Here is a 12586-nt window from a genome sequence, read left to right as displayed (position 1 = left end):
TGCCCGTCGGATACTGTGTGCTCGCTGGATAGGGCCGGCCCGCCAGATAGGGTCGACCATGCTTCGGCGAAGCCCGGCAGGGTTTTACTGGTGGTCTCAATATCCTGCACAGTTACCCCTGGTACGTGCAGGCCAAGAATAGCGCCAGCTGTCGCCATCCGGTGGTCGGCGTAGCTATGCCATTCGGCTCCGTGAAGCTGCGCGGGGCGAATGATAAGTCCATCGGGGGTTTCTTCGGCGTCCCCGCCAAGTCTGTTGATCTCTACAGCAAGGGCATTCAGGCGGTTCGTTTCATGCCCACGCAGGTGCGCTATACCGGTCAGTTTCGTGGGGGAGTCCGCGCAGGCGGCTAAAGCGGCCACGGTGGGGGCCAGTTCCCCCATGCTGTGCATATCGAGCTGGGGAATACCATGTAGTTGCTGTGGCCCGGTGACGGTGAGCCCCGCATTGGTGAGGTCTACCTGGCACCCCATCTGGGTGAGAATATCGCGAATAGCATTGCCGGGTTGTGTAGTGCGTTGTGGCCAATCAGCGATGGTGACGCTGCCCCCTGTGACAGCTGCGGCGGCAAGGAAGGGGGTGGCGTTGGAGAGATCCGGTTCAATATCCCAATCGTGGGCGCGGATCTCACCTGCGGACACGCGCCACGTGTTGGGGATACTCGTATCCACCGTGATGCCGTGTGTGGCTAGCATATCGATGGTCATGGTGAGGTGCGGCTGGCTGGGAACAGCCTCTTTCCCCACGTGATGAATACAGACACCGTGCTCAAAACGGGCACCGCAGAGCATCAGGCCGGAAATGAACTGGCTGGAGGCGGAAGCATCAAGCGAAACATTCCCGCCGGTGACGTGCCCGGTGCCTACCACAGTGAACGGTAGACCATCGCCGGTGATGGTAACTCCTAGATCGCGGAGGGCGTCAAGAACGGTGGAAAGGGGCCGTTGCTTGGCTTGCTCGTCCCCATCGAAGTAGGAGTCACCCTCTGCGAGGGCGGCGACGCCGGGTAAAAAACGCATGAGGGTACCAGCCAGCCCACAGTACACATTCCCGCCGGTGAGAGGGTGTGGAATCACATGCAGGGTGGTGGCAGGTCGAGTAGCCGCCGCACCTGCTAGGGCATCATCGGGAATGATCTCCATAATTTCCGTCCCCAAATGGCGGAGAGCAGAAATCATGAGATCAGTATCCCGGCTGCGGAGAGCCCCAGTAATAGTGGAGGGGCCATCTGCCAGTGCCGCCAGGATAAGTGCCCGGTTGGTGATGGATTTGGATCCCGGCACGTGCACAACAGCAGAGAGCGGTGCAGGGCAGTGCGGCGCGGCATACAGGGTGGGGCTCATAGTCCTATTATCGCATGGGTTACAGCACTATATGCGTAGAGCAGTAGCACTGTGTGTAGTAGCCCCTTTCCCCGTCCCTCTATTCCGTGGACACAGTCGGGTGTTGCGCGGCTGCCGCCTCCATATCGTCCCACCGCTGCAAGAGGTGCGCGAACGTACTGGTGTTGTCCGCTGCCAGAGTATGCGGGTCGCCCTTCTCTACAACGCGGCCTTCTTCCATCACAATGACATTGTCCGCATCTAAAGCGCTTGCGGGCTGGTGTGTGATCTCAATAATGGTGTCAGTGGGGCGGGCTGCTCTTATGCTTTCGCCCACCTGGCGGGCTAGTTCCGGGTTAAGGTGCGACGTGTATTCATCCAGCACCAGCACATGTGCGTCGGTGAGGAGTGCGCGGGCAATCGTAAGACGCTGCGCCTGCCCACCGGACAGCTCTTTGCCGAATTCACCCACTGGGGCATCGAGCCCACGGGGGTTCTCCTGCACGTCTTTATCCATGCCGGCAATGCGTAGCGCTTCCCACAATTCCGCATCGGTGGCGTCCACTTTAGCGAGACGCAGATTGTCGGCAATAGACATGTTAAACAGGTGGCTGGACTGGCTGACTTCCGTTATTCCCGCGCGCAGATCATCAGGGTTAATGCTGGTAGTAGTGGCACCGTTAATGGTGATGTCGCCAGAATCCGGGTCGAAATGGCGCAGCAGCATGTGCACCAGCGTGGACTTACCAGAGCCGGAGACACCCACTACCGCAGTGTGTTGGCCACCGGGGAAGTCGACAGAAACGTCCCGCAGGGCGGGTTTCCGCACACGCTGTACTTCCACACCACGATCAGCATCATCAAGGTCGCGAACGGTGTCCGTCATACCGGGGTAGGCGAAGCTGACATGATGGAAACTAATGGTGTCAATGGGGCCGGCGGGCAGGGGATCCCCACCCTCCGGGACGAACGGTTCACGGTATTTGATAACGCTCATGCGTTCGGCGGCGGCAAAGGAGCGTTCCAAATCGTCGGCGAAATCTTCTGTACCGCGGGCCGGGGTGAAAACTCCCAATGCCACTGTTGCGCAGATAGCCAGGTGGGGAATGCTGAGGTCGCCGCGGCGAACAGCGTCAGCACCAACAAGTACAGTGGTCACAACTGCGAAAAGGCGGAGGCCCTCACAGAGACTGCGACGGATACCGGAGGTGAGGCGGTTCGCGAAAGCAGCATTGCCAACCTCTTCGGAAATACGGTCAGTTTCGGCGAGGCGACGATCCCCATAGCCGAATCCGAGGACTTCCCGCATGCCCTGTGTAGTGTCGGTGAGATGCTGGGTGAGGTCACCGCGGACGCGCAGCATGTGGCGGGCTGCCCGGTGTGCAGGGCCCGAGAAAGCAAAGGGCACAACATAGCCGGCAAGCGCCACGAAGGGCAGAATAATGAGAGCTGCCGTCCAACTGATATGGACGCCTAACCAGATGAGGGTACCGAGGGGGACAACGACGGCTGCCACAGCGGGGGCACCAGTGTGGGCGTAGAACACTTCAATGCGGTCATTGTCTTTAGTGGCGCGGGCCAGCAGATCCCCCGACTTAGTGGTGTGTTGAATGGCGGGTGCCTGCGGCCAGATCTTGTTGAAGAAATCAGTGCGGAGAAGTTCTAGGGAACGGAAGGCGCAGAAGTGGCCCAGGAATTGCTCCAGGTAGCGCATAAGCGCCTTAATGAACGCAATGCCGATCATCCACCCGAATGTCACTCCGGCTGTGTGGCTCACGAAGCCAGTATCGGGTGTGGGGTGAGTGTATTCCATGCCGATGGTGGCCAGCCCCCAGGCGCCCAGGGAGATAAGGACAATGCCGAGTGTTTGGTCGATAATGCGGCAGAGAGTGCTGAAGGCGAGGGGCCACATGACGGGCTTGGTCACACTAATAAGCTGGTGGGCTAGTTCACTGCGTTTTATCATGAGTGTTTCTCCTCTACCAGGGTGCCGTCACGGAGGACGAGGATACGGTCAACATCGCGGAGGGCGGTGGGGCGGTGGGCAATGGTCAGTACTGTTTTATCGCGTCCGACTTCCTCCATGGAGGCGAGGATAGCTGCCTCGGAGTTGATATCAACGTGGGAGGTGGGCTCATCAAAAACCATGATGGGGGCGTCGGCGAGGATCGCCCGGGCGATCGCCAGCCGTTGTGCTTGCCCACCGGAGAGGGAATAGCCGCGTTCCCCAACTTCCGTGTTGAGCTGCTCCGGCATGGTGCGAATATCGTCCGCGAGAGCGGCAGTTTCGAGAGCCTTCCACATTTCTTCCTCAGTAGCGTCGGGTTTCGCAATGCGGAGATTGTCGGCGAGTGTGCCGGTGAAAAGCCAGGTAGTTTGGTTGACGGCGGCAGTGCCGGAGCGGATCTGTGCAGCGGGGACTTCACCCACGATCTTGCCGTCTACGGTGACGGAGCCAGTGCGCGGGACCAGGTCGCCCAGCACTAGGCCGGCCAGGGTGGATTTGCCACCACCGGATGTTCCAACTAGCCCCACGTGTTCACCGGGGGCAATGTCGAGGGTGAGGTCGTGTAGTACCTGCTTGGCGTCATCGTCTGCACTGTAGGCGAAAGTGACATTGTGGAGGGTGATGGCGCCGGGCTGGGCGCTGGCTGCTGCGTCGGCGTGAATGGCGGGGTCGGCAGCGCGCTTTTCGTCGCTAATAACTTGGTAGGCGGATTTTTCGGCGAGGAAGGCGCGGGCTTTTCGCTGTGCGGCCAGGCCTCCCATACCAACATAAAAGAACTGCCCAATGCGGTCGAGTGGCTCCAACATGATGGTGGAGAGGAGGACGACGGCAATGGACTGGCCAACAGTGATGTCTCCGTCTTTGAGTGCCTGGTAGGCGAGGAAGGTGGAGAGGGTAATCATGGCGAGGGAGAAAACAGCGTCTACTACGAAGATAACAAGCTGGTTGCCGAAGAGGAGTTTCATCATGCTGACGCGGTTGTTTTCGCCAATGTCAGATAGTTGTTTGGAGATTCGTTTGGCGGCGCGGAAGGTGCGCAGCGTGGTGAGTCCTTGGATGGCGTCTAGGTAGGTGGAGGAGAGTTCCCAGCGGGCGCTTACTGTTTTTCCGGAGACTTTGCGGAAGACCATCTCAAAGCTGCTGATAAGAAGGGGAACGGCGGGAATGGTGAGGGAGAGCCAGCCTGCTATTTCCCAGTCAATTGTGAAGCCGATCATGAGGATGGTGATGACGGGTGCCAGCATGGATCCGATCATGGGGCCCAGGAATGTTTGCCGGTAGTAGGCGATGCGCTCGGTGTCGTCGGTGAGGAGGCTGACGATACTGCCGGTGCGTTCTGCGGAACGTTCTTGTGTGCCTAGGTCCATGAGGTGATGGACGAGTTTGCGGCGGAGATGGAGTTCTTCCCACGCTGCGGACGTTTGGGTAAGGAAGAGGCTGAATCCCACGATGAGGGTGGAGAGGAGTGCCAGTATGATGATGCCGGCGATGGTGCCTCCGCCCACGGTTGTGCCGTCGTGGGCAGCGTCAATGGCTTTTCCTAGGAGGACAAAAAGGCCACCGGTGGAAGCGGTGGTGATAAGTCCAAGAATGAGGGATAGGCGGATGACGCGGGATCCGGCGCGGGTGCCGAGAGGTTCTTTTGGCGTCTTCTGTTGAGTCTTTCGACTCTTCGTGGTCTTCGCCATGAAGTCTCCAATTCAGTGCAATATAAAACGCTGTTGAGAAGAATAAAAATTTTTAAATGAGGTTTGCCTACACTTAGTATTTATACACTACAAACAGTCTATGCGACACATTGTCTCTAAAATATATTTCTAAAATAGTGTGTCTTTCTCCCATAGCGATAAAACATTAGAGAGACATTATGGGAGCACCTAAAAGGTATATATAAGGACGCATATTAAAAGAAGTGTGAAGGAATCACTACAGCGCTGATTACTGCGCTGCAATGTCTGCCACGATGGCATCCGTTAGAGCAATGAGGTCAGCAGGCGCAATTTCAATATCGCATCCGCGTCGCCCACCAGAAACATAGATGTTATCCCACAGGAGAGCACTCTCATCAATAACGGTACGAAGCTTTCTTTTCTGGCCCAAGGGAGATATTCCACCAGCAACATACCCAGTAGTTTTTTCGGCAAGATCTACGGCTGCCATGTGCGCTTTAGAAGCACCTAAAGCAGCGGCAGCTTTTTTAACAGTGAGCGTTGTGGTCACGGGAACAACAGCAACCGCCAGCGGTGACTCACCCGGAGCAGGTTTCCCCGCCAACTCAATAACAAGTGTTTTGAAGATCTGTTCCGGCTCCACCCCAAGACGCTCCACCATAACGTCCGCCGCTTCTTTCCCATAATGGTCCGATTCATTGTCATACGTGTGCACACGGTAAGGGATAGATGTTTTAGCCAGTGCAGCAAGAGCCGGAGTATTAGCAGGAGAAGAAGCAGATTTTTTCACGCCCTCCACTCTACTTCTACGCTCTCAGCAACTTGTAGTAATGCGTGGAATATCACGTATTGAGGGAGTGTTGCTCGGGGTAGAAGGAGGTGACAGTGTCAACTATGTCAACTATGTCAGTAGTGCCAACTGCACCAGCAATGTCAGCACCGGTAACTGTATCTGCGGTAAGTGCGTCTAACGGTCTGGTGGGGAATGGTGGGAGAAACCGTGAGGCTATTCTCTTCGCGAAGATCTACTCTCAGTCGCTAAACTTAGAGAGTATTGTTTCTTCTGTTCGTCGTGTTGTGTGTCGTGTTGCGCGTCGCACTTCGTTAGTAAAGGTTAATCCCGTCAATACAGCATCTGCCCCAGTTCGCTCCGATCAAACGGAGGCTGAGTTAGCCCTGCGTTTCGAACGTGATGCGTTACCTCTTTTGGACCAGTTATATGGCGCAGCTATGCGAATGACGCGTAATTCTGTTGACGCTGAGGATCTCCTTCAAGAAACCTATGCCAAAGCATTCTCTGCCTTCTCCTCCTACCGTGAGGGGACGAATCTGAAAGCATGGCTCTACCGCATTATGACGAATACGTACATTAATGCGTATCGGAAGAAGCAGCGTCAGCCCTACCAATCGACTACTGAAGATATGACGGATGCGCAGGTCGCAGAGGTAGCAAATCATCATGCTACGGGTCTCCGCTCTGCAGAGGTAGAGGCATTAGACAACATTCCTAACGAGTCCATTAAAGAGGCTCTTAATGATCTGCCGGAAGATAGGCGGATGGTGGTCTATTACGCGGATGTAGAAGGACTGCCATATAAGGAGATCTCCGAGATTATGGATACTCCTATTGGGACTGTTATGTCGCGATTGCATCGCGGTCGAAAACAATTACGTGAGTCTCTTCGTGAAGTGGCTCAAGCTGCGGGTATTGGTTGAGAGGAGGGAAACTGTGAGTCTCCAAGGACGTAATCTACTAGCCGATAGCAGTGATACTGACCAGTGCTGTACTACAGATGGGTGCCATTGCTCGGGCAACCCTACTCAGCGATCATGCCCGGTTCATCGCGCCTACGCCATACTCGATCCCAATCTAAAAAAGTATGACTCACTGGATTGCTCAGTGGTTGTTTATGATGTCCACCGACTTTTACATGAGCTTACTGATGATGACAAAGCTCAAAGAGTAAGGCAAGAACTCTCTGAGTGCCCCTGTGGTACTGAACTTATAGAGATGGAGGGGAAGCTTCGGCGGAAGCTACACACTGCGTGTGAAGAGCATGCTCCCGATAGTGTGCGGGAGAGACTTTGCGAGCATGTTCATCAGTGGTCGCACGAATCCCAGGCTTCTTGTGCTGCTGACTATAGTGAACGTACTGATAAACAGGACGACGATCAGCAGAATAATCAGGATGCTAGTAAGTAAAGACAATGCGGGACGTTTTCAGAAGTTTCTCTGAAAACGTCCCGCATGTATATGTGGTGTTTCTGTAAGTTCTGTATAGACGGAAAGGCAGGTAATGCGAGCCGTTTATGCAGTTACTTACGTTATTTAAGCGTTTGGCCGCTTTCCATGATTGGCCCTGCTACCTTTACGGGCACGCTTTTTACGTCCACGCTTTCCCATAGTTGCCTCCTTGGTTCGTGTGGTGTGCACCATGCTCCGAAACGAACCACGAGGTCGTCGAAGTCTCAGTACAAAGTGGAACGCAGATTATTCTTGCACTACCAGACGGTTCCACGCAATTAGATAAGGACTGTCTTCATTGGCAGAGGGGGCAGAAGACACGTTAAGAGGGATAGTTTGTTAGACAGCGCTGCGGGTACGGAGACGAGCCTTGCGACGCTTGAGGGCGCGTCGTTCTTCTTCGCTCATGCCGCCCCAGACTCCGGCATCCTGGCCAGATCCAATGGCCCAAGCAAGGCACTGATTGGTGACAGGGCAGCGATTGCACACCAGTTTTGCAGAGGCAATCTGGGCAAGGGCGGGACCGGAGTTTCCTACAGGGAAGAAAAGTTCGGGGTCTTCGTCGCGGCAGAGTGCTTCGTGTCGCCAATCCATGGTCAATGCTCCTTACTGAAGTCACAAAATGGTGAAAGTGTCTAGTTTGGGGGAGATACCAGCATGTGTAGGCTGGGAAAATTGGGGGTAAGAACAGGTTAAGTTCTCCTGCACACTCGTTAAATCCTGTCACGATTAAGATGAATGTCAAGAGATTTTTTATTAATGTGACACAAGTAACAAATAATTTTTGTAAGAGATATACATCACTACTAAGAAATGCCTTTTTACCTGGGGTTCTATGAATATGCAGGTAAATGCAATATATAAGAATAAATTAAAAATGAGCGCATATGATATTTACAATGCGCTTATGTGTCCGAATAGTAAACACGAAGATTTTTACCAGCATCGATAATTTGATAACACAATGCAACAATACTGCGGCACTAGACCTATACAGTGCTGCGGCACTAAACCTATACAGTCAGGCTATGCGGGTGCAAGACCTAAAACTTTATCTCCTTGCTGCGCCACAATCGTTCCACCCACAACTATCACTTTGTTAATAGACGGTCCTGGAACGGGTAAGAATCGAGCTTTCTCCCCGGTGTTTCCGTCAAGGAGTGCGAGTCCCCCACGAACAGGGGCTACAAGCCAATGGAGTGATCCCACCATGTCAGAAAGAACTGCCGGGGTGCCTGTAATGTGTGCGGTACTCCATTTCAGCGCAAGAGTTTCCGCATCAAATGAATAAAGATTCTCTCCATCACTCCAGAACAGGGACTTATCTGTCCGCACAATGGGTACTCCCAGCAAAGATGCTTGCCCAAAACTACTCTCCATAGTTTTCGCTACATGCACAAGAACGGGAGAATCCTCCTCATCCTCCCCCTGCTCATGGCGGAGAATGACGAAATGCGGCGCAGGTTCCTCCAAATACAGAAGAGCCTGCGATCCCGTTACCTCAATAACGGCCCCATGATGGGCGTCAGTTAACCACGTTCCCTCTGTTTCTGGGGTGGTGTCTTCCTCGGGTACAGCTCGGAAAAAAGTGAAACGCAGGGACGTATCTCCTGGGCAGCGCTGCAACACGCCAATGGAATCATTATTTTCAACAGCGTCTGCTATGGAACAGTGTGGCTGTTTTTTCTGTTCCGGTTCCAAAGGTGTTTCACTGGGGCCGACGAGAAGTGTTCTCACCATATCGCTGCGCCAGGATTCAACGGTATGTGGACCAATGGATAAAACATGCTGGCCGCCAGTGACAATACGCGGATGGGCAGGAGAAAAACCGCTACGGGAAGGCCCATGGTGGCCATTACTGCCGCGGAGAAGCATGACATCACCACACCCACCGGAAAACTGCCACACACTAATTGCCTCGCCCCACGCAGACTCAAGACCGCAGAGACTCCTATTGCGGTGGTATTCCCACACCATTTCGCCGGTTGCTGGGCTACGCCCAACAACCGTGTCGTGGCTACCAGTCACAATCACCGGTCCAGCAGTTAACGGACCCCGAGTGAGGCTCCCCCGCGTTAGTGGTGAAGAGGCCTCCCACAGTACCTTAAGGCCTGTCGGTTCACGCGTAATGGGCGCTCCCATGGTGGGGTGAGCACCATGTTTAAGCGTTGTATGGGCACGGTCACCTGTCACCCAGACAACCACAGCCGCCACTATCACAAGCACTGTTATGACAGCTACCGCCACCATATCTCCAGGACGGTGCCGCTCTGCGGGAACTCTCACAGTATGAGGACGACGCTGTGACTGTGACGTGTGGAAGGCCACGAAGCCTCCTAGTCAGTAGCGGAATTCTGGGAAGAAGAATGGCGAGTACGACGCCGCCGACGGCGACGCGTTCCCTGGCTCTGCTGTTCTGGTGCGTCACCATTCTTTTCGGTAGTACGCTGACGAGCGCGTCCACGTATCTCCCGGCGTTCAGTAGTGTCACCGCTCTTCCTGTTACCGCGGTCGCGGCGATGGTTATTGCCTCCACCACGTCGGTTGCCCTGTCCAGAGCGTCCAGCATGTCCAGAATGAGAACGGCCACGCCGGCGCGGCGCCCCGATAAGTTCCTGCGCCGGGCCCACTTCACCTGTTACGTCAGGGTCAATATCGAGATCCGTATACAGATGAGCGGAGGTGTGATAGGTCTCTGCCGGCTCGCCCTTACCTAAGTCGAGGGCTTTATCGATGAGCATCCAGCGGGGGATATCGTCCCAGTCCACCAGGGTGACGGCGACACCGGAATGCCCGGCGCGCCCCGTACGACCAATACGGTGAACATAGGTTTTATCATCTTCAGGGCATTGGTAGTTGATAACATGCGTCACGTCATCAACGTCAATACCGCGGGCAGCGACATCTGTAGCTACTAGTACATCGACGGTGCCGTCACGGAACGCATCCAGTGCTTTCTCGCGAGCAATCTGTCCTAAATCTCCATGTACAGTGGCTACATGGAAACCACGTTCCGCTAATTCTTCCGCAAGTTTTTGTGCGGTACGCTTCGTGCGCGTAAAGATCATCGTCTTCCCGCGACCCTTCGCCTGCAGAATGCGCGCCACCATTTCCGTCTTGTTAAGGGCATGGGCACGATACACATACTGTGTAGTGTTTTCGTGGGTTGCGGATGCATTAGCGGATTCTGCCCGAATATGCGTGGGCTGGTGGAGGAAAGAACGTGACAGTTGAATGATGGGCCCCGGCATAGTAGCGGAGAACAGCATTGTTTGACGGTCCTCGGGAACCATTCCCAGAATCTTTTCCATATCTGGCAGGAAACCCAAGTCGAGCATTTCGTCTGCTTCGTCCAAGACTAGAACAGTGATCTTGCCGAGGATAAGGTGATTCTGCTGAGCCAGATCCAGCAGTCGGCCCGGTGTCCCCACAACAAGATCAACACCCTTCTGCAAGGCGTTAACTTGAGACTCGTAAGGAGTGCCGCCATATATCGCTAGCACAGAAAGAGGGCGCTCTTTCCCCGTCGGATTACCAGCATCATCTAATTCGGGAACAAACAGTTTGTGTGCAGCATGGGATAAGTCTTCTTCTACCTGCACACACAATTCGCGGGTAGGAACAATGACAAGTGCCCGAGGAGTGCCATCCAACGGATGGTCTTTATCTGTGGCAATGCGGTGTAGGAGGGGAACGCCGAAACCATACGTTTTCCCCATGCCGGTGCGTGCCTGCCCAATGAGGTCCTGGCCGGCTAGAGCTAGTGGCAAAGTGAGTTCTTGAATGGCGAAAGTGTGTTCAATTCCCTTCTCTGAGAGGGCTTCCACAATAGCGGAATGAACACCAAGCGCGGCGAAGGTGGGGGAGTTAGCGGTACTGGTGGCGCCATCATCGAGCACAGTGGTGTGGACGTCCATAGTGGATTCGGAGTTATCAGCAGGGGAGTCTGAAGAAGTGGGAGTATGAGCCATGAGAATTCCTCGCTTTCCGCGAATATTATCGACACGCGCGTCCAGAGAGAAGAGGAGACGTTCCACGCAGTACCAGTACCCGATATTTGTCCATTACGGTGTATTTATATCAAGCATAATGACGTGTGTAACAAGGTATGTACCGGGAACTGTCTCGGCTGCTGGTTTATAGAGAATGTCTATAAGAACATAAGGCCGCGCACATTTCCTAATGAGTAAACAGAGTGGTCTATACAGTGATCTACACAGACCGCCAAGTACTCACCCTAAGCCTATCAAATAGAGAAGTGCAGACCTGGAAAGCCTTGCGTAAACTGGCAGACGAGAACCCCGCGAGCGTTATTATCGTCTACTCCGCTCTGCACTGTACAAGGAGGAACAATGGCCGTCACTATCAAAATTACTTTGCAGGATACTCCAGTCCAGATTTCCGCTCAGGTTGATGACGGCGCAGCACTAGTAGCGCAGGTAAAAGAAACTCTAGCTACCCAGTCGGGAGTAGTGGATTTCACTGACGTGAAAAAGAATCAGTACGTTATTTCTGGCGCCAAAATTGCTGCAGTGGAAGTATCCGCAGAGGAAAACCACAAAGTCGGCTTCATTAACTAGCTAGCCCTACTGAGCCTTTTCTCCATCTTTTTTTACGTGGTTACCTGTGGGGTGTGTGCCGTGCCGGGAATGCTTGTAAACCACTCCATAGGGCACCCGCAATAAGATCGGCCGCTGTATCAATGTCCAGTTCGTGCCGTGCTGTTTTTACCCACGTTTTTGCCGCTGATGTACTGGCTCCTACCACAGAGCTGGCTAGTAGCTGAGCGCGTGCCGGGTCAAGAGTTGTTGCATGGGAAATATGGTGTGCAATGTAGGTGACAACAGTAGACATTACTTGTTCTACGTGTTCAGCTGCTTCTATATCGTCCAGCATGTCCGAGTCGAAAAGTAGCCGGTAGTACTGCATATCATCGTCAACGAAATCAAAGAAGGCTCGTACTGATGCGCGCACAATGGTGCGATTAGAACCTGATTGATTCAGTGCGGTGCTAATAGTGTCTTGTAGGTTTTTGCCAGCCTTTTCCAGTACCGCTAGATAAAGATCGTGTTTGGAAGAAAAATATTGGTACACAATGGGCTTGCTGAGGCCGAGAGTATTAGCAACATCATCCATGCCAGTTCCGTGATATCCGGTGGAGACAAAATGGCGACGCGCCGCATTGAGAATTGCCTCACGCCGTTCTTCTCGCGACACTCGACTAGTAGATGTGGCACTCACAGTGACCTCCCTGCTGACTGGTGGTCAGCGATGTACAGATACGGCATATGGGCGGGGTGTTCCCAATACTCCGACTTTACCGAGAGATACATAACGGAAA

General features: G+C 54.0%; 11 protein-coding genes. 3 read left to right on the top strand and 8 right to left on the bottom strand.

Translation table 11 applies throughout. The features are described from left to right. From aroA to ybaK, 4 genes are all read right to left on the bottom strand, one after another. Positions 1 to 1343: 3-phosphoshikimate 1-carboxyvinyltransferase (gene aroA, locus QZV76_RS05665; RefSeq protein ID WP_290598915.1), on the bottom strand; the 1343-nt coding region annotated here is incomplete at its 3' end. A 79-nt stretch (positions 1344 to 1422) separates the two neighbouring features. Further along, a complete protein-coding gene (locus tag QZV76_RS05660; protein WP_290598913.1) occupies positions 1423 to 3288 on the bottom strand; it encodes an ABC transporter ATP-binding protein in 1866 nt (621 codons plus the stop codon). Beyond that, a complete protein-coding gene (locus tag QZV76_RS05655; protein ID WP_290598911.1) occupies positions 3285 to 5018 on the bottom strand; it encodes an ABC transporter ATP-binding protein in 1734 nt (577 codons plus the stop codon). Before QZV76_RS05655 ends, QZV76_RS05660 begins: the two co-directional genes overlap by 4 nt. Positions 5019 to 5268: 250 nt before the next feature. Further along, complete coding sequence (gene ybaK / locus QZV76_RS05650) at positions 5269 to 5790, bottom strand: Cys-tRNA(Pro) deacylase (RefSeq protein ID WP_290598908.1); 522 nt, start codon at positions 5788 to 5790, stop codon at positions 5269 to 5271. A 95-nt stretch (positions 5791 to 5885) separates the two neighbouring features. Between ybaK and QZV76_RS05645 the strand changes: the two genes are divergently transcribed. Continuing rightward, positions 5886 to 6716, top strand: a complete 831-nt coding sequence (locus QZV76_RS05645; RefSeq protein ID WP_290598906.1) for a sigma-70 family RNA polymerase sigma factor — start codon at positions 5886 to 5888, stop codon at positions 6714 to 6716. A 13-nt stretch (positions 6717 to 6729) separates the two neighbouring features. Next, positions 6730 to 7203 carry a hypothetical protein gene (locus QZV76_RS05640; RefSeq protein ID WP_290598904.1) on the top strand — a complete coding sequence of 158 codons (474 nt, stop codon included), beginning with the start codon at positions 6730 to 6732 and terminating at the stop codon, positions 7201 to 7203. A 381-nt stretch (positions 7204 to 7584) separates the two neighbouring features. On the opposite strand, the gene QZV76_RS05635 is transcribed toward QZV76_RS05640, so the two are convergent. The 3 genes from QZV76_RS05635 to QZV76_RS05625 all read right to left on the bottom strand — a co-directional run bounded on the left by QZV76_RS05635 (position 7585) and on the right by QZV76_RS05625 (position 11162). Beyond that, on the bottom strand, positions 7585 to 7839 hold the full coding sequence (locus tag QZV76_RS05635; protein WP_290598903.1) for a WhiB family transcriptional regulator: 255 nt from the start codon (positions 7837 to 7839) through the stop codon (positions 7585 to 7587). 432 nt (positions 7840 to 8271) lie between these two features. Next, positions 8272 to 9573: a hypothetical protein gene (locus QZV76_RS05630; protein WP_290598901.1), complete on the bottom strand. Its 1302-nt coding sequence runs from the start codon at positions 9571 to 9573 to the stop codon at positions 8272 to 8274. Positions 9574 to 9581: 8 nt separating this feature from the next. Then, positions 9582 to 11162: a DEAD/DEAH box helicase gene (locus tag QZV76_RS05625; protein ID WP_290599003.1), complete on the bottom strand. Its 1581-nt coding sequence runs from the start codon at positions 11160 to 11162 to the stop codon at positions 9582 to 9584. 435 nt (positions 11163 to 11597) lie between these two features. On the opposite strand from QZV76_RS05625, the gene QZV76_RS05620 reads away from it, so the two are divergent. Continuing rightward, the gene (locus QZV76_RS05620) at positions 11598 to 11825 is read left to right on the top strand and encodes a DUF3107 family protein (protein ID WP_290598900.1); all 228 of its coding nucleotides are present in this window, start codon (positions 11598 to 11600) and stop codon (positions 11823 to 11825) included. 40 nt (positions 11826 to 11865) lie between these two features. Here QZV76_RS05620 and QZV76_RS05615 read toward each other — a convergent pair whose 3' ends face one another. Further along, entirely contained in the window at positions 11866 to 12486 is a 621-nt protein-coding gene (locus QZV76_RS05615; RefSeq protein WP_290598898.1) for a TetR/AcrR family transcriptional regulator, read from the bottom strand. Positions 12487 to 12586: the final 100 nt, after the last annotated feature.

The sequence above is a fragment of the Lawsonella sp. genome (assembly GCF_011525565.1).
In the GTDB taxonomy this organism is placed as follows: domain Bacteria; phylum Actinomycetota; class Actinomycetes; order Mycobacteriales; family Mycobacteriaceae; genus Lawsonella; species Lawsonella clevelandensis_A.
The sequence above is the reverse complement of the archived record's forward strand: the minus strand, read 5'-3'. Positions and strand labels throughout refer to the sequence as shown.

Bases quoted from the DNA above. Each gene is read 5' to 3' on its own strand.
- QZV76_RS05660 (WP_290598913.1), bottom strand. From the start codon at position 3,288: ATGATAAAACGCAGTGAACTAGCCCACCAGCTTATTAGTGTGACCAAG.
- QZV76_RS05655 (WP_290598911.1), bottom strand. From the start codon at position 5,018: ATGGCGAAGACCACGAAGAGTCGAAAGACTCAACAGAAGACGCCAAAA.
- QZV76_RS05635 (WP_290598903.1), bottom strand. From the start codon at position 7,839: ATGGATTGGCGACACGAAGCACTCTGCCGCGACGAAGACCCCGAACTT.
- QZV76_RS05625 (WP_290599003.1), bottom strand. From the start codon at position 11,162: ATGGACGTCCACACCACTGTGCTCGATGATGGCGCCACCAGTACCGCT.
- QZV76_RS05620 (WP_290598900.1), top strand. From the start codon at position 11,598: ATGGCCGTCACTATCAAAATTACTTTGCAGGATACTCCAGTCCAGATT.